16 protein-coding genes are annotated in these 22,421 nt (G+C 73.4%); 9 read left to right on the forward strand and 7 right to left on the reverse strand.

Annotation, left to right across the window (positions count from 1 at the left end; translation table 11 throughout):
* Positions 1-123: 123 nt before the first annotated feature.
* On the reverse strand, positions 124-1,095 hold the full coding sequence (locus ACFYE1_RS15010; protein WP_387744519.1) for a hypothetical protein: 972 nt from the start codon (positions 1,093-1,095) through the stop codon (positions 124-126).
* Between the two features lie 234 nt (positions 1,096-1,329).
* A complete protein-coding gene (locus tag ACFYE1_RS15015) occupies positions 1,330-2,703 on the reverse strand; it encodes a ScyD/ScyE family protein (protein WP_387744522.1) in 1,374 nt (457 codons plus the stop codon).
* Between the two features lie 207 nt (positions 2,704-2,910).
* Between ACFYE1_RS15015 and ACFYE1_RS15020 the strand changes: the two genes are divergently transcribed.
* The gene (locus tag ACFYE1_RS15020; protein ID WP_387744524.1) at positions 2,911-4,461 is read left to right on the forward strand and encodes a bactofilin family protein; all 1,551 of its coding nucleotides are present in this window, start codon (positions 2,911-2,913) and stop codon (positions 4,459-4,461) included.
* A gap of 3 nt (positions 4,462-4,464) precedes the next feature.
* Here ACFYE1_RS15020 and ACFYE1_RS15025 read toward each other — a convergent pair whose 3' ends face one another.
* Both ACFYE1_RS15025 and ACFYE1_RS15030 read right to left on the reverse strand, forming a co-directional pair.
* A complete protein-coding gene (locus ACFYE1_RS15025; protein ID WP_387744527.1) occupies positions 4,465-4,911 on the reverse strand; it encodes an adenylyltransferase/cytidyltransferase family protein in 447 nt (148 codons plus the stop codon).
* Between the two features lie 167 nt (positions 4,912-5,078).
* Positions 5,079-6,242, reverse strand: coding sequence for an acyltransferase family protein (locus tag ACFYE1_RS15030; RefSeq protein ID WP_387744530.1), 1,164 nt, complete (start codon positions 6,240-6,242; stop codon positions 5,079-5,081).
* Between the two features lie 397 nt (positions 6,243-6,639).
* Here ACFYE1_RS15030 and ACFYE1_RS15035 point away from each other — a divergent pair, with 397 nt between their 5' ends.
* The 7 genes from ACFYE1_RS15035 (at position 6,640) to ACFYE1_RS15065 (ending at position 17,595) form a co-directional block, all read left to right on the forward strand.
* Positions 6,640-7,341 carry a hypothetical protein gene (locus ACFYE1_RS15035; RefSeq protein ID WP_387744533.1) on the forward strand — a complete coding sequence of 234 codons (702 nt, stop codon included), beginning with the start codon at positions 6,640-6,642 and terminating at the stop codon, positions 7,339-7,341.
* A gap of 33 nt (positions 7,342-7,374) precedes the next feature.
* Positions 7,375-11,487 carry a fibrinogen-like YCDxxxxGGGW domain-containing protein gene (locus ACFYE1_RS15040; protein WP_387744536.1) on the forward strand — a complete coding sequence of 1,371 codons (4,113 nt, stop codon included), beginning with the start codon at positions 7,375-7,377 and terminating at the stop codon, positions 11,485-11,487.
* Complete coding sequence (locus ACFYE1_RS15045) at positions 11,487-12,305, forward strand: CDP-alcohol phosphatidyltransferase family protein (protein WP_387744539.1); 819 nt, start codon at positions 11,487-11,489, stop codon at positions 12,303-12,305. The genes ACFYE1_RS15040 and ACFYE1_RS15045 overlap by 1 nt, the downstream gene beginning before the upstream one ends.
* A complete protein-coding gene (locus tag ACFYE1_RS15050; protein ID WP_387744542.1) occupies positions 12,295-13,260 on the forward strand; it encodes a glycosyltransferase family 2 protein in 966 nt (321 codons plus the stop codon). Before ACFYE1_RS15045 ends, ACFYE1_RS15050 begins: the two co-directional genes overlap by 11 nt.
* 7 nt (positions 13,261-13,267) lie before the next feature.
* A complete protein-coding gene (locus ACFYE1_RS15055; RefSeq protein ID WP_387744545.1) occupies positions 13,268-14,542 on the forward strand; it encodes an O-antigen ligase family protein in 1,275 nt (424 codons plus the stop codon).
* On the forward strand, positions 14,539-16,065 hold the full coding sequence (locus ACFYE1_RS15060; RefSeq protein ID WP_387744548.1) for a lipopolysaccharide biosynthesis protein: 1,527 nt from the start codon (positions 14,539-14,541) through the stop codon (positions 16,063-16,065). Before ACFYE1_RS15055 ends, ACFYE1_RS15060 begins: the two co-directional genes overlap by 4 nt.
* A gap of 168 nt (positions 16,066-16,233) precedes the next feature.
* A complete protein-coding gene (locus ACFYE1_RS15065) occupies positions 16,234-17,595 on the forward strand; it encodes a hypothetical protein (RefSeq protein WP_387744551.1) in 1,362 nt (453 codons plus the stop codon).
* A 70-nt stretch (positions 17,596-17,665) separates the two neighbouring features.
* On the opposite strand, the gene ACFYE1_RS15070 is transcribed toward ACFYE1_RS15065, so the two are convergent.
* Positions 17,666-18,613: a 4-(cytidine 5'-diphospho)-2-C-methyl-D-erythritol kinase gene (locus ACFYE1_RS15070; protein WP_387744554.1), complete on the reverse strand. Its 948-nt coding sequence runs from the start codon at positions 18,611-18,613 to the stop codon at positions 17,666-17,668.
* Positions 18,610-19,512, reverse strand: coding sequence for a 16S rRNA (adenine(1518)-N(6)/adenine(1519)-N(6))-dimethyltransferase RsmA (rsmA, locus tag ACFYE1_RS15075; RefSeq protein WP_387744557.1), 903 nt, complete (start codon positions 19,510-19,512; stop codon positions 18,610-18,612). The genes ACFYE1_RS15070 and rsmA overlap by 4 nt, the downstream gene beginning before the upstream one ends.
* A 568-nt stretch (positions 19,513-20,080) precedes the next feature.
* Here rsmA and ACFYE1_RS15080 point away from each other — a divergent pair.
* Positions 20,081-20,965: a DUF559 domain-containing protein gene (locus ACFYE1_RS15080; protein ID WP_387744559.1), complete on the forward strand. Its 885-nt coding sequence runs from the start codon at positions 20,081-20,083 to the stop codon at positions 20,963-20,965.
* Between the two features lie 362 nt (positions 20,966-21,327).
* On the opposite strand, the gene ACFYE1_RS15085 is transcribed toward ACFYE1_RS15080, so the two are convergent.
* Positions 21,328-22,341: a TatD family hydrolase gene (locus tag ACFYE1_RS15085; RefSeq protein ID WP_387744562.1), complete on the reverse strand. Its 1,014-nt coding sequence runs from the start codon at positions 22,339-22,341 to the stop codon at positions 21,328-21,330.
* Positions 22,342-22,421 lie beyond the last annotated feature (80 nt).

Raw genomic sequence — 22,421 nt, forward strand, 5'->3', positions numbered from 1 at the left:
CCTCAGGTGCACCATTACGTATGCAGGATCCCCGGGTGCCACTTGGTCGTTGCCTCAGAGGGCCGGGCACCCGCGTGCCCGAAACATCGCCTCATCATGGAACGGCAATGACCGTCGAGCCGTCTACGGAGTGATGGTGTCGATCTGTCGTAAGACCGCGCAGTAGCCCTGGGCGCTGAATATCGCCGCCCGATAGCTCGCGGTCGTGAGCAGGACGAAGATGCCCACGACGATGAAGACCGCTGGCAGGTAGTTGTCTGCCGGGATCAGGAGTACCGGGGACACAGCGGCGAGAAATGCGCAGACGAATACCATGATGGAATACATGTCCAGCCGGGTGCGGAACTGGTCGTGCTGGATGCGAGTGTTCAACGACATGCACGGCCGGCGCACGGCAACGAACCCTTCGAGCCCTTCGGCCCCGGGGTGGAGATCATCTTCCGTGGCGCGCAGAACGTTGCCGAGACGCGTGGGGAGTATCCGGTTCATGTCCGGATACCATTTCTCCTCCGCAAGACAGCTGTCGAGGGTCGACAGATGCCAAGGCGACGCGAAGGCACGCCAACCCGCCCCGTAGAACGCACTCTCACACGCGTCGAAGTCGGGCCTGCCTTCACTGGCCAGACCCATGGCCTCTCTTTCCCAGACATAGAGCACCTTGTGGGGCACATCGGCAGCGAGCATGTCCTTGCGCGCGGCCGTCAACGCAGTCATGGCCGCGGTCTTCTTGCGTCGCTCGATTGCCGCCTTGCGTCTCGCATGGCGCTTGATCATTCGACACCTCGCCACGGCGACGATTCCGTTTCTGAACCAATAGCCCTCCAGGAATCGAATGGCGGAGTAGGAGAAGGCTTGCGTGATCGAGGTGGCCAGCAAGAGAACCGGGATCGTCAACAAGAGAGCGGCGACAGTGTTGTCCGTCAGAGTGGAGAGCGCACGAGGCAGGTTCACCGATCCCTGGTCCCGAAAAGTCCACAACAAGGCCAGGGAGGCGCTGACCAAGGCTCCTGGAAACCAGGCGCTGAGGCTCAGTTGCTCCAGGATGCGCACCAGGAAGGCAAGGAACCCTGGTGCTGACGGCGCCTGGGTCTCCACGTCGTGCCTCGGATCAGACCTGGTCGACTCCGCCACGAACCCCTCGCATCCTGCCGCCGGTAAGCCTGCGGGGAGATCGTAACTCGCGACCGGAGTGAGACTGCGGGGGCCTGCCGTGCAACCAGTCACGTGTTGTAGTCCAGACGGCGGCGGTGGGGGGCTTGCGCCGCGCCACCGCCGTCGTCGTTCCTCCTTCGGCGGTCTGCTCCGTGGCGACCGGGTCTGTGGCCGGGGCTACTCCTCCGCGGCCTCCAGGCGGTAGGCGTCCGAGAAGTCCAGCTCCCAGACCGCTCCGCCGCCGACTGCTGCGCCGAACAGGTTCATCGGTCCCGCTGCAATGCCCTCGGCCGTGGCCAGGCTGTTCACCGAGGCGTAGACCTCGCCGTGCCGACCGGTCGCCAGACCGGCGGGCAGCGGGACGTCGATGGCGTACCGGGCTGCGTCCTCCTCATGCCGGTGCAGGACCACCACCTGGCCCAGCACCTCGCCCGACGCCGGCGGCGCCTCATCCGCCGGGGACTCGCCCGCGGCCGCCGACGCCTCATCCGCCGGGGACTCCTCCGCCGGCGCCTCCTCTGCCGGTGTCTCCTCCGCCGGGGCCCCCTCCGCCGAGGGCTCCCCCATGGGCGGGGGGGTCGGCCCGAACAGCTGCGAGACGTACAGGTGACCGCGGTCCACGGCCACGCCGGTGATCCCGGTGAAGCCGTCCCAGCGGTCCAGCTCGGTGCCGTCCGCGGAGAACTGCACCACCGAGGCCTCCCCCGGCTGCAGGGCGCCCAGGCCACCCACGTAGACGTTGCCGTCCTGGTCGGCGGCCAGGGACGTCGGCACGAACTCGACCGGCCCCTCCGGGTCGTTCGAGCCGTCGGGCAGCGCCGTGGTGGGCCAGGAGGCGAACACGGTGATCTCGTACTCCGGCAGCGCGTCCTCCGTGGCGGTGGAGAAGTCCGGCTCGATCTTCCAGACGGCGTTGGCCCCGGCATCGGCCACGAGCGCGTAGCCGTCCGGTGACACCTCGTCGTCCTCGTCCACGTACAGGACGGCGTACGGGTTGGAGTCGACCTGCGCGCCGTCCGGGTTCAGTTCCTCCTCGGCCGCCTGCAGGTCGGCGTACGGGACCAGGTACTCCTCCCCGTTCTCCTCGGTGCCCGCGGCGAGCAGCGACCCGCCCCGCGCCTCGAACACTGTGAGATCGTATCCCGCCGGGTCGTACCCCGCGACGATGTACTGTCCCTCCACATCCGTGGCGTCCGCGCCGCCGGGCCCCTCCGCGAAGTTCCCGTCCGGCGCTGCCACGGAGAGCAGCCCCTCGACCGCGGACGACACCGTGGGCGCGTCCCGGTGGGGATCCTCGATCAGCGTGACCGCTGCGGTCGGCCCCTTGCACCGGGCGTCGACGCACTCCGGTCCGCCGCGGCCCGCCTCGGCCACGACCAGGTTCCCGTCCTGGTCCCGGTTGAGCTGGCGCGGGTTGTCCAGGCCGTCCGCGACCACGCGTGGCCCGGGCGGTCGGTCGTCGCCGTCCCCGTGCGCGATCGCCGCCGGCAGCGGCCCCGCCAGCACCACGACGGCCGTGAACACGCCTGCTCCGAGTCTCTGTCCTGTCATGACCCACCCCCGGTCGGATCCTCCCGCGCGCCAGCCGCGCGACAGCCTCAGGCTAGGACCGGGTTCCCGCTCCCACCGGGAACGATCCGCAACCGTGACCACCTCTTGACCTACGCGCGGGTACAAGGCGGAGCGCCGTCACACTGGCCCGTTCCTTGACACCCTCGGCGCGCCCGGCGTGCACTCGGGAGCATGGAGTCCCTGCCGGTGCCCCGCACCTCGCCCGTTCCCTTCCTGCTCCGACCGCTGACACTGCTGACACTGCTGGTCCTCGCGCTCGCCGGTGCCCTGCTCACCGCCTCCGCCGCCGGGGCGGCCGAGATCCGCGGCGAGGAGAACGTGGTGGTCGCGGAGGACGAGGTCGTGGACGACGACCTGTACGTGACCGGGGGCAGTGTGGTGGTCGACGGCACCGTGCGCGGCGACCTCCTGGTGGCCGGCGGGACGATCACGATCAACGGCACGGTCGAGGGGGACCTGATGGCCGCGGCCCAGACCGTGGTGATCGAGGGCACCGTGGGCGACGACGCCCGCGTGGCGAGCCAGGTGCTCCGCCTCGGCGAGCAGGCCCGGGTGACCGACGACCTGATCACGGCGGGTTACAGCCTGGAGACCCGCCCCGGCACCGAGATCGGCGGTGACGTCCTGCTCGGCGCCTACCAGGCCCTCCTGGCCGGCACGATCGACGGCGACGTGACGGCCGGGGCCGCCGCGCTCGCCCTGGCCGGCTCGATCGGTGGGGACGTGCAGGCGGACGTGGGCTCCGCCGACGAGATCGGGGCGGCGTGGGCGCCCACGACCGGCGTCGCCGTGCCCCGGGTCGACCCAGGCCTGACCCTGACCGACACGGCCCGCCTCGACGGGAACCTGTACTACCGGTCCGGGACGGAGGCCGCGATCACCCCGGGGGCCGAGATCGCCGGCCAGGTCACGCACGAGCAGGTGGTGGTCGAGGACGAGCCGGCCGGTCCGGCCGGCCCGCTCGCGCTGCTGATCGCCGGGCTGCGCCTGTTCGTGACCCTGTTCCTGGTCGGGCTGCTCGCCCTGTGGCTGCTGCCCCGGGCCGTGACCGGGGCCGCTGGTACGCTCCGGTCCCGGCCCTGGCTCAGCCTCGGATGGGGTGCGCTGACGATCGCGGGAACGGCCGTTGCCGTCCTCGCCGTGCTCGTCGTGTCGATCCTGCTGGCCATCGCCCTGGGCTGGCTGACCCTCGCCGGGCTGGCCGCCGCGGTCGTGACCACGGCCGTGGTCCTGGACCTCGTGCTGGTCCTCGGTCTGGTGCTCACCGTGGCCCTGCTGGCCCCGGTGGTGGTGGCCTGCACCGCGGGCGGGCTCCTGCTGCGGGACAGGGCTCCGGCGCGCTTCGGCAAGCGCGTGCTCGCTCTGGCCCTCGGCCTGCTGATCTACGTGCTGCTGCGGGCCGTGCCCTTCCTGGGTCCCGTCGTCGCCCTGCTCGTGGCGCTGCTCGGCGTCGGCGCCCTCGTGGTGTGGGCCTGGGACGCCGCGCGCCGCTCCCGGGCGCGCCGGCGCGCGGACCGGGAACGTGACTGGGATCGGGGCCACGACGCCGGATCGTGGGCTGCGGGCTCGCAGCCCCGCGGTTCGGGACCGGCCGGCCCCGGGCACACCGGTTCCGGGCAGGCCGGTTCGGGGCAGACCGGCCCCGGGCACACCCTTTCCGGACCGCCGCAGCAGACGCGGCCGCCGTGGGCGGGCGAGGGTTCCGGGCGGCAGCGCCCCCCGGAACCGCCGCGCTGAGCCTCAGCCCACCGGGAGCGAGAGCACCTCGAGGGCGGCCCGCAGCTTGGTGGAGGACGTGTGGACCGTGTACGGGAAGTACACGACCTCCACGCCCACCGCCGCGAACTCCTGCTCGAGCCGCTCCCCCTTCGGGGTGCCGCGCCAGTCGTCGCCCTTGAAGAACACGTCGAAGCGCAGCTCCTGCCAGGTGTCCAGCTTGTCCAGCAGCACCTCGGCGTGGACCTGGTCCACGTAGCGGATGTGCTCGACGATCTCCATCCGCTCCCGCAGGGAGACCACCGGCCGGTGGCCCTTGGTGATCTCGATCAGGTCGTCCGAGACGACCCCGGCGATCAGGTGGTCGCAGTGCTGCTTCGCCTGGCGCAGGATGTTCAGGTGCCCCACGTGGAACAGGTCGAACGCCCCGGCCGCGTACCCCACGCGCGGCGTGTGCTTGTCGGTGCTCATGTCAGTCATTCCCCCCTCGGGATCCTGCCGGGACCTCCTCAGCCCCGGCCCGGTGAACCGCCCGGACGACGCCGGAAGTCCCTCTCGGTCTGCTCGCCGCGGGCACCGTGGGTGCGCGGCGGAAATCTGTGGGCCCGGCCGCCCCGAGCGGACGGGCCGGTGCGAGCTCAGCCGGACGCCTGCCCCGCGGGCACCGGGACGGCGGCCGACTCGGGGCGCCGGCCGGCCCTGCGGCGGTGGTGCCAGCGGGCCACGGGCTCCTCGACGAACCACCAGCAGGCGATGCCGGCCGCGGTGCCGACCACCACGCGCAGGGCCACCCCGGCCGGACCCGGCATCTCCCCGACCAGTGCGGTGAGCGCGTGCCCGGCGCCCAGGTGGAGCAGGTAGATGCTGTAGCTGGCCAGCCCCAGCAGCTGGACTGGCTTCCACCGCATCCCCGCGAGGACCCGGGACCCGATCCGGCCGGTGGGCCCGTGCAGGCCCCAGAGCACCACCAGGCAGGCCGCCACCGCCTGCGCCGTGTAGCGGAAGGTCTCCCGGAAGAACTCGTCCCGGACCAGCAGCGACGCCAGGTAGAGCACCACCGTCAGCACCAGGACCCGGTCCCGGCCCCACCACGCCGGGGCGCCGGCAGCACCCACTCCGGCCGCACTCTCCCCGACACCTCGCTCTCCGGTGACAGGCTCCCCGGTGACAGGTCCCCCGGTGACGCGGGCGTACCAGACGGCGGCGAGCACCCCGATGGCGATGGCCTCGAGCCGGGTGTCCGTGCCGAAGTAGATCCGGTCCGGGCTCGCCCCGCCCAGGTGCAGGGCCACCCGCGCGCCCGCCGAGGCCACCGCGGCGAGGCCCGCCAGCACCGCCAGCGCGGTGGCCGGCCGGCTCCGGCCCACGAGCAGCAGCCAGATCAGCGCGAACGCCACGTAGAACTGCTCCTCGATGGACAGGCTCCACACCACGATCGAGCCGGGCAGGACGTCCACCTGGGAGTCCGTGTAGCGCCAGTTGAAGAAGAAGAAGACCTGCCCCAGGACGTCCCCGAGGCTCAACGGCCGGACCAGCCACGCGTACAGGGCGGTGGGCAGCACCAGGGCCACCAGCAGCGGCGGGGCCAGTTTCAGGGCCCGCCGGCGGTAGAACCCGGCGATGTCGAAGCCCCCGGTGCGCCGGTGCTCCTTGAGCACCAGGTGCGTGATGATGAACCCGGAGATGACGAAGAAGATCGTCACCCCGCTGCCGCCCGGCACCAGCTCGAGCCCCGCGTGCGCGAGCACCACGAGCATCACCGCGGCGGCCCGCATCGCGTCGAGGTGCGCGAACTGCCGCACGGGCAGCTGCGCCCTCGGACGCCGGCGCGCCCCTGCCGGAACCGGTCCTGCTGTCTCCCCCGCCACAACGTCCCCCTGCGTTCGCCGGACGCCGCGCTCCCCCGAGCCGCGGCCGTCCCATGCTGCGTCCGGACCCCCTGTTCGCTCCAGGGAACTCCGGTGATCGCCTCACCCTACTGCTGAGAAACCTGCGTTTGCATCTGAATAAGCGGGTCACAAAAGGGGACATCGAATCGCGTTCCCGATCGTTAACGCCGGGGTTAGACTCCATGCGATCCAATGAATCCGGACGGGGGGTCGTCCGGAACGCCGCGGGGGTCCCTCGACCCACAACCCGCGGCGGATCACCGCGGCGCCGGCCATCGGCGCCGGAAGTTCAGATCTGGGGGGAGCTGACATGATCCTTGACCTGTCGTGCACATCGAGCACTCGAGGTCCCACGGCCCGTACAGCCCGCACGGTGCTGGGCGGGCTCCTGCTCGCCGGCATCCTGACCGGCTGCGGCGCCACCGGCGCCACCGACGACCCGGCGGCCGACGCCCTCGAGGCCAGCACCGTGGTGGAGCTGGAGACGCCGCAGGAGGTCCGCGCCAAGGACCTGCCCTCGGCGGCAGCCGTGGCCGCCGACGCGCCGGAGGTCGAGCCGATCGAGGCCGTGCTCGAGGCCCAGGAGGCCTTCGTCCCGTCGGAGCTGCCGGCCCCGGCGGACCCGGCCAACCCGGAGTCCTCCGCCGAGCTCGGTACCTCCGAGCTGGACCCGGCAGCCGTCGCGGCGGCCGAGGAGTCCGCCTCCGGCGACGCGCTCCAGGAGGTCATCGCGTCCCTGGCCGAGTTCGAGCACCAGGGCTGGGAGCAGCGCGGGGCGCCCGTCGTCGTCGGCGATCCCGTCTCCGCCCCGCTGCCCACGGACGAGGGCGAGGCCGTGCGGGTCACGGTCTGCCTGGACTCCTCCGAGGTCACCGTCGTGGACCGTGACGGCGTGGTCGTCAGCGGCAAGAAGGAGGACCGCCGGGCCCTGCACAACTACGACCTCTTCCGCCAACCGGGCCAGTCCTGGCAAGTCGTCCAGCACGGCTTCCCCGACGACCCGACCTGCTGATCCGTCCGCACGAACCTGTTGAGGAACCACACCATGGGAAACACGAACACCCCGCCCCGGGCGGATCGGAGCCGGCGCCGGGCGCGCACGGCTCGCACCAAGGCGTTGCTGAGCATCAGCACCGTGATGGCCGTCGCCGCGACGCTGCTGACCTTCGGCCCGGTGGGCGCCGCCGAGGCGCCGCCGGTGGACGGCAAGTCCGCGGCCTCGGCCGCGGCGTCCTGCTGGGAGATCAAGCAGAAGGACCCGAAGTCGGCCTCCGGCGTCTACTGGCTGGTCACCCCGGCCATGACCGCGCCGGAGGAGTTCTACTGCGACCAGGTGACCGACGGCGGCGGCTGGGTCATGGTCGGTCGCGGCCGCAACGACTGGAAGGAGTACTACGAGGGCGTGGGCACGCCCAAGGACGTCTCCTCCACGGTCACGGGCACCGCGGCCTTCGCGCCCAAGCAGCTGTCCTCGAAGACGGTCGACGAGCTCCTGAACGGGCAGCGGCCCGACTCCCTCGACGACGGCATCCGGCTGCGCCGGGCCCGTGACGCCGCGGGCACGACCTGGCAGGAGGGGCGGATGAAGATCTCCGCCAAACCGTACTGGAACTGGACGTTCGGCTCCCGCACCCCGGTGACCTCCTTCTCCCTGGTCTACGGCACCGGCGTGGCCTCCGGGACCGCCGGCACCACCAACGACTTCGGCACGAACACCGGCACGGCCCGTGTGCGCTTCCAGGACGTCACCGAGACCAGCTGGCAGCGCGGTTTCCGCTACGGCGACGGCGTGACCGGCAGCAACACGAGCACCACCTACCTGTGGACGCCCGCCGCCGGCGGAAAGGGCGCCATCCCCTTCACCCAGATGTACCTGCGACCCAAGGTCACCCAGCAGGCCTTCAGCGGCAAGGCCATCCCCGACTCCGGCACCGCCGCGGTCGCCCAGCGGGCCCTGCCCAACAGCGGCGCCGAGCCCACCAAGTGGGGCGCCGTGGAGCGCGCCGACGGGCAGGACGGCGAGATGAACACCGAGGTGCAGGCCCTCGAGCAGATCGGGAGCACGGTCTTCACCGGCGGCAACTTCAAGGCGATGCAGCGCAACCAGGGCGGCACCGGGCGCGTGGCCCAGGCCTACCTGGCGGCCTTCGACGTCGACTCCGGGGAGCTGCGCACCGACTTCCGCCCCGTCTTCAACGGCCAGGTGAAGGCCCTTGCCGAGCTGCCGAACAACCGGCTGGCCGTGGGCGGACGCTTCAGCACGGTCAACGGCGTCAGCGCGCCCGGCTTCGTGGTGCTCGATGCCACGACCGGCAAGGTCGACACCGCCTGGAACCTCAAGGTGGAGAACCTCCTCACCAACGGCGTCCTGCAGGTCCGGGCGCTCGACGTGCAGGGCGACCACCTGTACCTCGCCGGGGCCTTCACCCACCTGAGCGGCGGCCAGGCCACCGGCAGGGTCTACGCCCGCAGCGGCGCCCGCGTGAAGATCTCCACGCGCACCCCGGACGCGAGCTGGAACCCCGAGTTCAACGGCACCGTGGCCAGCATCGACGCCTCCGCGAAGGGCGACCGGCTCTACGCGGCCGGGTACTTCAACCAGTCCCAGGGCGCCTCGGCGTTCCGCCTGGCCTCGGTGCGCACCACCGCCGGTGCCCCGCTGGACACCTGGACCTGGGAGCCGTCCGTGGCCGTGGACTACGCCAACCCCGGCCAGACGGCCTTCCAGCTCGCCGTGCGCGAGCAGGGCAGCACCGTGTGGGCCGGCGGCGCCGAGCACTCGATGTTCGGCTACGACCGCTCCACCTTCAAGCGCACCTCCTGGGGCATCACCTCCCTGGGCGGGGACATCCAGGCCATCACCTCCACCGACGACACCGTCTACGGCGCCTGCCACTGCTTCCACTGGTTCAACGCCGGCGCCACGAAGTGGATCAAGGCGGGGGGCAACACCCTCCCCGTGACCGTCGCCGACCGGATCAACGCCATCGGGGCCTGGGACGCCGCCGGCGGCAAGTACCTGCCCGGCTTCAACCCGGAGATCAAGGGCTTCGGCGGCTGGGGCGTGTGGGCCACCCTCATGGACAGCAACGGGGTCCTGTGGACCGGTGGCGACATCAACCGCAGCGTCGCCACCTCCGGCTCCGCCCAGTGGTCCGGCGGCTTCCTCCGCTTCGCCCCGCGGGACGCCAAGGCCCCGGCCGCGCCCACGGGCCTGAAGGCCGCCCAGGACGGCACGTCCGACGCCCTCTCCTGGACGGCGGCACCCGAGTCCGGCGTGACCTACCAGGTGCTGCGCAACGACCGGCCCATCGGCACTGCCACCGGTACCGGCCTCAAGGTGCCGCACGTGGACGGCGCCCGGTACGCGGTGCGCGCGGCGGACGCCGCGGGCAACGTCTCCGCCTCCACCCCGGTGGTGGTGGCCGGCTCGCAGCCGGCCCCGGAGCCGCAGCCCGAGCCCCAGCCCGGCACCAGCACCCTCATCGCCGAGGGCGCCACGTGGAAGTACCACCACAACCGCGACGTCTCGCCCGGTGAGAACTGGGCTGCCACCGACTATGACGACTCCGCGTGGAAGCAGGGCTCGGCCGTGCTCGGCTGGGGTGACGCCGCGGTGAGGACGACGCTCGTGGCCGACGGCACCCGCCCGATCGTCACCCACTTCCGCCGTACCGTGGACGTCGCCGACGCCTCCAAGGTGGCCAAGCTGACCCTCACGACCCGCGCCGACGACGGTGTGGCCGTCTTCGTCAACGGCAAGGAAGTGGTCCGCTCCAACGTGGCGGAGGGCTCCCTCGAGGACCACCCGTGGGCGCTGTCCGCGCGCCGGACCGCCACCGCGGTGGCCGAGCCGGTCGTGGTCGAGGTGCCCGGATCGGCGCTGAAGACCGGCAAGAACGTGATCTCGGCCCAGATGCACTCCAGCTGGACGAACACCACCGACGCCACCTTCGACCTCTCCGCCGTGGTCACGGCCGGCACGCAGCCGGCGCCGCCCGCGGAGGAGGAGCCGCCGGCGGAGGAGCCCCCGGCCGAGGAGCCGCCCGCGGAGGAGCCGCCCGCCGAGGAGCCGGCCGATCCGAACGAGCTCGTCGCTGAGGGCGCGACGTGGAAGTACCACCACGACCGCGCCAACCCGCCGGCCGGGGACTGGGCCGGCACCGCCTTCGACGACGGCGCGTGGAAGCAGGGCTCTGCCGTGCTCGGCTGGGGAGACTCCTCGGTCAGCACCGCGCTCGTGGCCGACGGCACCCGCCCGCTCACCACGTACTACCGCAAGGAGGTGGACGTGGCCGACGCCTCCAAAGTGGCGAAGCTGACCCTCACGACCCGGGCCGACGACGCCGTGGCCGTCTACGTCAACGGCAAGGAGGTCGCCCGGGACAACCTGCCGGACGGCGACCTGGGCCCCGGGACGTACGCGACGGCCCCGCGCCGGACCGCCACCGCGGTGGCCGAGCCGGTCGTGGTCGAGGTGCCCGGATCGGCGCTGAAGACCGGCAAGAACGTGATCGCCGCCGAGGTGCACTCCAACTGGACGAACACCACCGACGCGACCTTCGACCTCTCCGCGGTCGTCACCCCCGGCACGCAGCCGGCGCCGCCCGCGGCGGAGGAGCCCCCGGCCGAGGAGCCGGACGCGCTGGTCGCCGAGGGCGCCACCTGGCGTTACCACCACGACCGCGCCAACCCGCCGGCCGACGACTGGGCCGGCACGGCGTTCGTCGACACCGCGTGGAAGCAGGGCTCGGCCGTGCTCGGCTGGGGCGACGCCTCGGTGCGGACCACGCTCGTGGCCGACGGCACGCGTCCGCTCACCACGTACTACCGCCGGACCCTGGACGTGGCCGACACCTCGAAGTACGGGAAACTGACGCTCACCACCCGCGCCGACGACGCCGTCGCGGTCTACGTCAACGGCAAGGAGGTCGTCCGCGACAACCTCCCGGACGGGGACCTGGGACCCGGGACCTACGCGCTGGCGCCGCGCCGCACGGCCACCGCGCTGGCCGCCCCGGTCGTGGTGGAGATCCCCGCGTCCGTGCTGCGCAACGGCAAGAACGTGATCGCCGCCGAGGTGCACTCCAACTGGACGAACACCACCGACACGACCTTCGACCTCGAGCTCGTGCCCAGCACGGAGGCGAAGGCCTGATGAGCACCACCTCCACCACCGCCCCGCGGCGGCGCCCGAGCTACGAGGAGGCCCTGGCCGGGCTGCGCGCGGCGCAGAAGCCCGGCCAGGGGGTCCCGGCGTACACCCGGTGGGTGAACCGCCCGCTGGCCCGCTACGCCGCCGCGCGGGCCGCCGCGGCGGGGCTGACCCCCAACGGGGTGACCGCCCTCAGCGCGGTCCTCTCCGCCGCGGGGCTGGCCGTGCTCGTGGCGGCCCCGCCGGCCCCGGCCACGGGCGTCGTCGTCGCCGTGCTCCTCGCGGCCGGCTTCGTCCTGGACTCCGCCGACGGACAGGTGGCCCGGCTCACCGGCACCGGCTCGCCGGCCGGGGAGTGGCTCGACCACGTGGTCGACTCGATCCGGACCCCGGCGCTCCACCTGGCCGTGGCGGCCGCCGCCCTGCTGCACCCGCGGCCCGAGGCGTTCCCGGCCACCGCGCTCGCGGTGCTCGCCGCGCTGTTCGTCCTCGTGGAGGTCGGGCAGTTCATGAGCCAGATCCTCGCCGAGCAGCTGCGGCGCAAGGGCGGCCTCGCCGGGCCGCCCGCGGGCGGGACGCTGCGCTCCTTCCTCAACCTGCCCACCGACGCGGGGGTCACCTGCTGGATCTTCCTCCTCTGGGGGCTCCCCGCGCTCTTCCTGCCCGCCTACGCGATCCTGCTGGCCGCCCTCGCGGCGATCAGCGCGGTCTCCATGCGGCGCAAGTACCTCGGGCTGACCTCGCGGCCCGCCGACACCGCCCCGGACGCCGGCGCCGCCGGCGCCCTCCCGACCGACAGGAGCACCCACCATGTCCGCTGACGTCCTCGCCCCGGCCCCGACCACCGCCGCCGGCTTCCGCACCGACCACCCGTCCGTGTCCGTCCTGATCGCCACCGCCGGGCGGCCGGAGATGCTGCGCGAGGCGGTCCGCGCGATCGTCGGGCAGGACTACGCCGGCCCGCTGCAGGTCGTCGTCGTCTTCGACCGCGTCGAGGTCGACCCGCTCGCCGACGTCGACGTCCCGGCCGGCGTGCACCTGCTCACCGTGCCCAACACCCGCTCGCCGGGCCTGGTGGGCGCCCGCAACACCGGTATCCATGCGGCCACCGGGGAGATCATCGCGTTCTGCGACGACGACGACGTGTGGGCCCCGCGCAAGCTCACCCGGCAGGTGGCGCACTGGCACCGGCACCCGGAGGCCTCGGCGATCGCCGGGGCGATCGACATCGTCTCCCACGAGCGCACCATCCACCGCGTCCCGCAGGCCGTGGCCTCCTTCCCGGAGCTGCTGGCCGACCGGATGATGGAGATCCACCCCTCCGCGCTGATCTGCCGCCGCGCCGACCTGTACGGGCCCGTGGGTCTCGTGGACGAGGACCTGCCCTCCTCCTACGGCGAGGACTACGACCTGCTCCTGCGCCTGGCCCGGCACGCCCCGGTGCACTCCGTGCCCGAGACCGTGCTGACCGTGCGCTGGGACCGGCCCTCCTTCTTCCGCCAGCAGTGGGGGGACATGGCCGGCGCCCTGACCTACATGCTGCGCAAGTTCCCCGAGTTCGAGAGCTCCGACCGGGGCACGGCCCTGATGGCGGGACAGGTGGCCTTCGCCCACGCCGCCCGCGGCGACCGCCGGGAGGCGGTGCGGTGGGCGCGGGCCGCGCTGCGCCGGGACCGCGGGCAGCTGCGGGCGTGGGGCGCCCTGGCCGTGGCGACCGGAGCGGTCAGCGCCGAGCGGCTGCAGAACGCCGTGTCCTTCTTCGGCAGAGGCGTGTGAGGCCGCCGTGGCGCTCCTGAGCCCCTCGGTGGTGCGGCCGGCCCCGGTCCGCCGCAGCACCGGCGCCCTGCCCGCCTGGCCGCTGCTGGTCCTGTTCTGGGGGCTGCCCCTGATCTGGGCCTCCGGCGCCCTGCAGTTCGCCCCGGCGCTGCTCGCCGTGGTCATGCTCTTCCTGCTCGTGCTCCACCGCTCGGTGACGGTCCCGTGGCCGGCGTGGCTGCTCGTGGTGTTCCTGCTGTGGATGGCGGCGAGCTCGGTGCAGATCGAGGGCCTCGGCTCCTGGATGGGCTTCGCGCTGCGCTGGGTGAACGTCTTCGCCGCGCTGGTCTACGTCGTCTACTACTGGAACGCCCGGGAGACCCTGGACCACCGGCGGTTCCTGCGGGCCGCCGTGGTCGCATGGGCGACGCTCGTGGGGCTCGGCCTGCTGACGTTCGTGATCCCCGAGGCGCGGCTGACCACCCCGATCGGCCTGCTGCTGCCGGAGGGCATCACCTCCAACGCGCTCGTGCAGAACTTCTTCTTCCCGCCCCTGGCCGAGGTCCAGCTGCCCTGGGGCGCGCCCGAGCCCTACAACCGGCCGGCCGCCCCGTTCCCGTACACCAACGGGTGGGGCTCCGGGTTCGTGCTCCTCACGCCCCTGGTGCTCGCCTACCTCACCACCGTCCGGTTCCGCGCCCGGCACCTGCTGATCGTGGCCGGGCTGGTGGCCTCGCTCGCCCCGGCCGTGGCCACGACCAACCGGGGCATGTTCCTCGGCATCGCGGTGGCGCTCGGGTACGTGATGGTCCGGATGGTCCTGCGGGGCCGGATCGGGGTCGCCCTGGCCGGGGTCGCGGGCGTGGCCGCCGTCGGCGGGTGGCTCGTGGCCAGCGGTTCCGTCCAGCGGATCATGGGCCGCCAGGAGTACAGCGACAGCACGGGCACGCGCTCCGACCTGTACCGGGACACCTTCCTGGCCACCCTGGACTCGCCCCTGCTGGGCTACGGGGCTCCCCTGTACGACGAGACCGTCGGCATCGAGATGGGCACCCAGGGCTACGTCTGGACCCTGATGTTCTGCTACGGGCTCGTGGGCCTGGGCCTGTTCGTGGCCTACCTGCACGGGACCACGCTGATGACCCTGAAGGTCCGCACCACCACCGGGCTGCTCGTGCACTCCGCGCCCGTGGCCGCGTGCCTGTTCTTCACCTACTACGGCCTCGACGCGGTGCAGTTCATCCTGATCAGCCTGAGCCTGGCCGTGCTGCTGCGCTCCCGGCGCTACGGGGAGGGATTGTGACCCCGCAGCCGCTGGCGCGCACGGGCTCGCTGACCTTCGCGTTCGTGGTCACCGGCGCGGGGCTCGCCTTCACCGCCACCCTGGTGGTCTCCAACGCCTCGGGCGCGGCAGCGGCCGGCCAGTTCTTCCAGGTGGTGGCCGTGCTGGCGATCGCCACGACCCTGTCCACCTTCGGCGCCGACACCGGGCTGGTGCGGGCGGTCCCCGCCCTCACCGCCCGGGGCCAGGGCTCCGCGGTGCCCGCGGTGCTGCGGATCGCGGGCCGGCCGGTGCTCGTGCTCGCCGCGGGCGTCGCCGCCACCGCGGCCGTGCTCACGGCCCTCCCCGGGGTGCTGCCCGACGGCGTGGGCCCCGCCGTGCTGCTGGCGGCGCCCTTCCTCGTGCTGGGCGCCGTGCTCAATCTCGCCTTCGGCGCCCTGCGCGGGCTGCACCGGGTGCCGACCTTCTCCTTCCTCCAGAACGTCGTGCTGCCCTCGCTGCGCGTGCTCGGCGTGCTCGCCGTCGTCGTCGCCGGCGGGGGGCTGCTCGCCCTCACGGCGGCGTGGACGGCGCCGGTCGCCGTGGTCGCCGTGCTCGCCCTCCTGCTGCTGCGCCGCCACCTCCGGGACCTGCGGGACCGGCCCGGGGCCGCTCCCGCGCCGGAGACCGGCCGGCAGCGGCGGGCCTTCTGGTCCTTCTCCTCCGCCCGCGGCGTGACCGCGGTGGTCGAGGCGCTGCTCGAGTGGCTCGACGTGCTCCTCGTGGCCGCGTTCCTGGGCCCCGCCGCGGCGGGCGTCTACGGCGTGGTCAACCGGTGCATCCGGGTGGGCGCCATGCTCGACCACACCGCGCGGATGGTCACGGGCCCGTCCATCAGCGCGGCCCTCGCGGTCGACGACCTCGCCACCGCCCGCTCCGTGTTCACCCGCACCACCGCCGTGCTCGTGGCCGGCGCTTGGCCCTTCTACCTCACCCTGCTGCTGTTCGGGCCGGTGGTCCTGTCCTTCTTCGGCGAGGGCTTCGAGTCCGGCTATCCCGCGATGCTCGTCATCGCCTCCGCCATGCTCCTGGCCGTCTCGGCCGGCGGCGTGCAGTCCCTGCTGCTGATGGCCGGGCGCAGCCGGTGGCAGCTGATGAACAAGTCCGCCGCCCTGGCCGTGGCCGTGGCGCTGAACCTCTGGCTGATCCCGCAGTGGGGCCTCTTGGGGGCGGCCACGGCGTGGGCGGCGTCGGTGCTCACCGACACGGGACTGGCCCTGTTCCAGTCCGTGCGGCTGCTCGGCATCGCTCCGCGCTGGTCCGTGGTGGGCGCCATCGCCGCGGCCGCGGCCGTGCTCACGGGCGGGAGCGGACTGCTGTTCCGCGCCGTGCTCGGCACCACCACCACCGGCCTGCTCGTCCACCTCGCGCTGACGGGCCTGCTCGTGACCGGCGCCGCGGCGGTGCTCGTGCTCCGGCGCCGCACCGCCGTCCGGGGGACGGCCGCCGCGGCGTGTGGCCCGAAGAGACCACGCAGTTCCAGGGACCTCCTGTGGTCCCGATGAGTTTGCATCTGTAACATTTCAATCGATCGACATCGGATCAGGACGCCGCCGGCCGGGCTGGACCCGGCAGCGCTTCCCGAGGCCGGGGTCGGCGATCCGCCGGGGGGCGGGCGCCGGGCACGACCGCTTCTTCCGAGACGACCCGCGATCCACCAGGGGGAAATCCACATGAGCGAGACTCTGAACACCATCGGCTCCGAACGGCGCCGAACCCGGGACGACACCGTCCGGACCCGGCCGCGCAGCCCGGAGCCGTCGGACCCGACGCCGGCGTGGCGCCGTGTCCTGCGCCGGTGGCCCACGATCCTCAGCACCTGGCTCGTCGTGCTGGCCGCCGCCCTCGTGGCGGGTCTCCTGTGGCCGCCGACCTACCAGGCGACCGCCTCGATGACGGTCACCCCGAGCGCGGTGAACCCGCTCACGGGCGACTCCGGCTACGACGACGTCGAGATGCAGACGGAGATGGCCACGATGGCGTCGCAGCGCATCACCCTGCGGGCCGCCGCCCTGCTGCAGGACGTCCCCGTCGAGGAGGCCGACCCCGCGCTGGCCGAGGACCTGCTCGAGCGGCTCTCGACCACCGCCCCGGACGACACCCAGGTGCTCCGGGTGACGGTCACCGCCGAGGACCCGAACCAGGCCGCCGAGCGGGCCAACGCCCTGGCCACCGCCTACCTCGCCGACCGCGGCGAGGACGTGCAGACCACCGCCGACGACACCCTGCAGCGCATCGACAAGTCCATCGCCGGCCTCGAGCGCAGCGACGACGACTCCTCCAGCCTCCGGCAGCTGCGCGAGCAGCGCACCGCCCTCGCCCTCATCGCCCCGACGCCGGGCCGCGTGATCAGCGAGGCCACGCCGCCGCAGGAGCCCTCCTCCGCCGGCATCCCGCTCTTCATCGCCGGCGGCCTGGTCGGCGGACTGGTCCTCGGCGCCCTCGCCGGCGCGTTCCGGGAGCGGGCCGACCGCAGCGTCCGCCGTCCCGACCGGCTCGCCGACACCACCGGCTCGCCCGTCGTGGTGCTGAACTCGGCGGAGGACGAGGACGGCGCGCTCGAGCTGCTGCGCCGGCTCTCCCAGGACGAGGACCGCGCGGTGCCGCGGTCCGGCTCCCGGATCGCCGTGCACTCGGCCCTGCCCGGACAGGCCAGCGTCGTCGTCCAGGCCCTGGACGCCGTGGTCTCCTCCTGGGGCGGGACCGTGGAGGTCGTGGACGCCCACACGCTCACGGACGCCGTGGGCCCGCTGGCCGACACCGACTGGCTGGGCATGGACGTGACCACGCCCTCGCTGCTCGTGGCCACGGTCCCACCGCGCGCCGGTGCCGCCGAGCTCGCCGCCCTGACCGACCGGGTGGACGGCGTGGTGCTGGCCGTGGAGCCCCGGGGCCGGCTGCGCCGGTTCCAGGAGCGGTTCGAGCGGCTCAGCGGCCGCGGCGCCGCGGTGGTCCCCGCGTTCGTCGTGCAGCGCCAGGCACGCCCGGGCACGGACGCTGCACCGGCCCAGGAGGCCCGGCCGCAGCACCGCTGATCGTCCGCCGGCGCCGCCTGAACCCGGGAGGTCAGGTCCGATCCAGGCGCCGGCGGCCGGAAGCCAGGGATCAGGGAGCACGCACCGCGAGAGCGGGCGCTCCCTGGCCCCTGAGCACGTCCGCGAGGTCTTCGGCCGCGGCGGCGTCCGCCACCAGGTGCGCCACGGTGGGACCGGATCCGGACACGAAGCTCGCGAGGGCGCCGGCGGCCGCGCCCGCGGCCAGTACGGGCTCCAGCTCCGGCGCGAGGGAGAGGGCCGCGGGCTGCAGGTCGTTGGCCAGCAGAGGGGCCAGCTCGTCCGCCGCGCCGGTGCCCAGGCGCTCCTCGAGCCTCGCCGGCAGCCGCGGCGGCGGGACGTCGCCGTCCGCCCGCAGGCGGTCCAGCTCGGCGTAGACGGCGGGCGTCGACAGACCCGCCTCCGCCGCCACGAGGACCAGGTGCATCGGCGCTCCGACCGCCACCGGGCGCAGCCGGGCGCCTGTCCCGGTGCCGACCGCCGCCCCGCCCGTCAGCGCGAACGGCACGTCGGCGCCGAGACCGGCCGCGAGCTCCAGCAGCGCGTCGTCGTCGAGCGCTGGGCTTCCCGAGACGCGGGCGGCGAGCCGGTTCACGGCGACCAGTGCCGCCGCGGCGTCCGCGGAGCCCCCGCCCATGCCGCCGGCCACGGGGACGGCCTTGTCGATCTGCAGGTGCAGACCGCCCACCAGCGGTGGGAAGCGCGCGAGCACGGCCTCGGCGGCTCGGACCGCCAGGTTGGACCCGTCGGTCGGCACCGCGTGCAGGCAGAACGTCCCGCGGACCAGCTGCTGGGCCACGAGCGAGCCGGGGACCGCCGCCACGCCCACGGTGGTGCCGTCACCCCGGGTGAGCGTGGCCGTCACGGTCTCCCCCGTGCCGACCGCGCAGTACAGGCTCGCCACGTCGTGATAGCCGTCCGGGCGGGGCGGGCCCGCGGCGAAGAACAGGTTGACCTTGCCGGGCGCACCGGCGCGCTCCGCGAGCTGCCTCGTGGTCATGCGCCGCGCACCCCGGCGGTCAGTCCCGCGGCGGCACCGGCCTGCGCGATCCGGGCGAATCCGTGGACGTCCAGCTTCTCGCCGCGCTCCCCCGGGTCGATCCCGGCCGCCTCGAGGATCTCCCCCGCCGCCGCGGCGGAGCCGGCCCACCCGGCCAGAGCGGCCCGCAGGGTCTTGCGCCGCTGCGCGAAGGCCGCGTCCACCGCGGCGAAGACCAGCTCCCGGTCCACGTCCGCCACCGGCTGCTCGCGGCGCACGAAGCGCACCAGCCCCGAGGCGATCTTCGGGGCCGGCCAGAACACGTTCTTCCCGATGGTCCCCGCCTTCGTGACCTCCGCGTACCAGGAGGCCTTGACCGACGGCACCCCGTAGACCTTGGAGCCCGGCGCCGCGGCCAGCCGGTCCGCGACTTCCTCCTGCACCATGACCAGCCCGCGGCGGATCGAGGGGAAGCGGGCCAGCAGATGCAGCAGCACCGGGACGGCCACGTTGTAGGGCAGGTTCGCCACCAGGGCGGTCGGCTGGGCGGGCAGCTCCTCCACGCGCATGGCGTCCTGCTCGAGCACGGTCAGCCGGCCCGCGAGCCCAGGGCGCAGGCGCTCCACCGTGTGAGGCAGCTGCGCCGCCAGCGGGGGGTCGATCTCCACGGCCACGACCCGCTCGGCGGCGTCCAGCAGCCCGAGGGTCAGCGAGCCCAGGCCCGGCCCCACCTCGAGCACGGTCTCGTGCTCGCCCAGCCGCGCGGCGGCGATGATCCGCCGGATCGTGTTGGGGTCGATCACGAAGTTCTGGCCGAGCGTCTTGGTCGGCCGGATCCCGAGCTGCTCGGCGAGCGCCCGGATCTCCGCGGGGCCCAGCAGGGCGCGGGCGGCGGGCTCTGGCGCGGTGGATTCTGTCACCGGGACATCGTATCGGCCGCCCGCCCCGCCACCCCGCTGCCGCTTCTCTCGCCGAGTCCACCCACCCGAGCCCGCTGCCGCCGAGTCCCCACACCCGAACCCCCTGCCACTGAGTCCCCACACCCGAGCCCGCACCGACGCCGAGTCCCCGCACCCGAGCCCCCTACCGCCAAGTCCCCACACCCGAACCCCCTGCCGCCGAGTCCCCGCACTCGAGCCTCCGCTGGCGCCGAGGCCCCATGTGCAGGCGCCCTCTGCCGCCTCGGTTTCGGCGAATTCCCACACGCCCGTCCCCGTGCCACCGAGTCCCCATGTTTCAGCTCCCTTGGGCGGCGAGCCCCCCATGTTGTGCCATGTCCCCACGAATCCGCATGGGGACATGCGACCGCATTGGGGATGTGCGACCGCATTGGGGATGTGCGACCGCATTGGGGATTCGGCAGAAATACCATCTCCACTCCACATCGCTGGGCTGCGCGTCCGACTCGCGTTTCTCTCCCCGGTCACGGCGGGGGCCGACCCATTGGGCCTCCGTCGGAGCTATCAACGGGCCATGATGACTGACCTCATGAGCCTCACCCAGTTGCACGACACCGGCCTCAGCGGCCACGAGATCCGGCGCCGCCTCCGCGACGGAGAGCTCCACCGGGTCCACCCTGGCTACTTCACGACGTCGGACGCCTATCTGCGGCTCAGACCCGAGCAGCAGGCGCTGCTCAGGCACCGGGCGCTCAGCCGGGCTGCCACCGTGCCGCCGATCTTCTGTCTCGCCTCGGCCGCCGTGGTGCACGGCCTGGACCTCCGGCGCGTCCCGGCCCGCCTGCACACCCTCACCCGGCCGGGGCGGGGAACCCACAACGGGTACGCCGGCGTCGTGAGGCACCAGGAGCAGCTGCCGGAGGCCGACATCGTCACAGTCGAGGGCCTGCGCGCCACCACGGGCGAAAGAACACTGCTGGACTGCGCCCGGCTGCTGCCCTTCCCCGACGCCGTGGTCCTGGCGGACCAGGGGCACCGATTCGGTGTCACGCGGTCCCGGCTGGAGGAGCGCCTGCCGGAGTGGGCCGGCCGTCGCGGCGTGCGCAGAGCCCGGCGCGTGCTGGACGCCATGGACACGCACTCCGAGTCCGTGGGTGAGACGCTCACCCGGCTCATGCTGGCGGAGTCCGTCCTGCCGGCGCCGGAGCTGCAGTGGGTGATCGTAGGTCGGACGGGAACCTACCGGGCCGACTTCGCGTGGCCCGAGCACCGATTGGTTCTCGAGTTCGACGGCGAGGGCAAGTACGGCGACGACCCCGCCGCCGTGATCCGCAACGAACGGCGGCGCGAGGTCGAGATCCAGGAACGGGGGTGGACCGTCATCCGGGTGGGGTGGCACGACGTCGTACGCACCCCCGCCGCGACCGTCGACCGGATCGAGGCCGCGCTGCGCCGCTCGGCATCCACCCGCTGACTCCGTTGCTCCCTGCTGCATTGCCGCTGGTTCCCATCGCACCGCCGCCACACCTCCGCCGTACCGCCGAGTCCCCAATGCGTTCGCATTTCCCCAGGAACTTCCTGGGGAAATGCGAACGCATTGGGGACTCGGCGCGTGAACGCGCCGGGAGGTGGGGACTCGACAACAGAGGGCGGCCGGACCCTGGGGGCTCGACGCGTGGGGGCGTCGGGAGGTGGGGACTCGGCGTCAGAAAGCGGCCGGACCCTGGGGGCTCGACGGAGTAACCGGACCCTGGGGGCTCGACGGAGTACTGGGGTTCGGCGGTCAGGGGGGAAGGAGAGGCGGGGGACTTTCTGGAGGAGAGGGAGCCTGGCGGGTCAGAAGGGCCCGTAGACCTCGACCGTGTTCGCCCAGAGGCGCTCGCACAGGGGCGCCAGCTCCTGCTCCAGGATCCCGGCCATGCCGCGCACCGTGTAGTTGACCACGTAGCTGGCGTTGGGCCGGCCCCGGTAGGGGTGCGGGGTGAGGAACGGCGCGTCGGTCTCGCTGAGCACCAGCTCCGGGCGGGCGGTGCGCAGCGCAGCCTTGAGGTCGTGGCTGTTCTTGAAGGTGACGGTCCCGGAGAAGGACATGTACCAGCCGTGCTCGTTGCAGGTGCGCGCGAGCTCCTCGTCCCCGGAGAAGCAGTGGAACACGGTGCGCTCGGGGGCGCCCTCCTCGAGCAGGACGGCGACGACGTCGGCGTGGGCGTCCCGGTCGTGGATCTGCAGCGCCTTGCCGGTCTCCTTCGCAAAGCGGATGTGCTCCCGGAAGGACCGCTTCTGGTGATCCCGCCCCTCCCCCTCGGTGCGGTAGTAGTCGAGACCGGTCTCGCCGAAGGCCCGGACCCGCTCGTGCTCCCCCAGCGCCCGGATCTCCGCGAGCGCCTCGTCGAGGGTCCCGGCGGCCGCGAGCTTTGGCGCCTCGTTGGGGTGCAGCGCCACCGCGGCCAGCACGCGGGGGTCGGCCTGGGCGGCGGCCACGGCGAAGCGGGAGGAGGGGACGTCGCAGCCGACCTGCACGAGCCCGCCCACCCCGGCGAGGGCGGCCGCGTCGGCGGCGTCCCGGACCGAGACCTGGACCTGGCCGTCCTGCAGGTCCAGGTGGGTGTGGTTGTCGGCCACCGGGTGCGGCAGCGGCTCCGGTGCGGGCGGGTAGGCGAGGTTGCGGCGGCGCCCGTCGTCGGCCTGGGCGGAACGGCGGCGGGTGCCCTCCCCGGCGGGGACGTCCTCGGGCACGGCGTAGTGCTCGGGCTCGTAGGCGGCGGGGACCGCGCCCGGGGCGGGAGCGGGCCGGGCGGCGGGGTCCGGCCACAGGGAGGCGGCGAGGAGGGTGGCGTTGGGGTCGGTCACGGGCGGCACCTCAGGAGGTCTCGGGGAACAGGACGGGGAACAGATCGGCAACTGGCCGGGAAACAGGACGGGGAACAGAG

Source organism: Kocuria nitroreducens, from assembly GCF_042879195.1.
GTDB lineage: Bacteria > Actinomycetota > Actinomycetes > Actinomycetales > Micrococcaceae > Kocuria > Kocuria nitroreducens.

What these genes read in the sequence shown, in the direction of transcription:
- ACFYE1_RS15080 (WP_387744559.1), top strand. Translation starts at nt 20,081, where the DNA reads ATGAGCCTCACCCAGTTGCACGACACCGGCCTCAGCGGCCACGAGATC.
- ACFYE1_RS15045 (WP_387744539.1), top strand. Translation starts at nt 11,487, where the DNA reads ATGAGCACCACCTCCACCACCGCCCCGCGGCGGCGCCCGAGCTACGAG.
- ACFYE1_RS15015 (WP_387744522.1), bottom strand. Translation starts at nt 2,703, where the DNA reads ATGACAGGACAGAGACTCGGAGCAGGCGTGTTCACGGCCGTCGTGGTG.
- ACFYE1_RS15070 (WP_387744554.1), bottom strand. Translation starts at nt 18,613, where the DNA reads ATGACCACGAGGCAGCTCGCGGAGCGCGCCGGTGCGCCCGGCAAGGTC.
- ACFYE1_RS15050 (WP_387744542.1), top strand. Translation starts at nt 12,295, where the DNA reads ATGTCCGCTGACGTCCTCGCCCCGGCCCCGACCACCGCCGCCGGCTTC.
- ACFYE1_RS15040 (WP_387744536.1), top strand. Translation starts at nt 7,375, where the DNA reads ATGGGAAACACGAACACCCCGCCCCGGGCGGATCGGAGCCGGCGCCGG.
- ACFYE1_RS15025 (WP_387744527.1), bottom strand. Translation starts at nt 4,911, where the DNA reads ATGAGCACCGACAAGCACACGCCGCGCGTGGGGTACGCGGCCGGGGCG.
- ACFYE1_RS15035 (WP_387744533.1), top strand. Translation starts at nt 6,640, where the DNA reads ATGATCCTTGACCTGTCGTGCACATCGAGCACTCGAGGTCCCACGGCC.
- ACFYE1_RS15065 (WP_387744551.1), top strand. Translation starts at nt 16,234, where the DNA reads ATGAGCGAGACTCTGAACACCATCGGCTCCGAACGGCGCCGAACCCGG.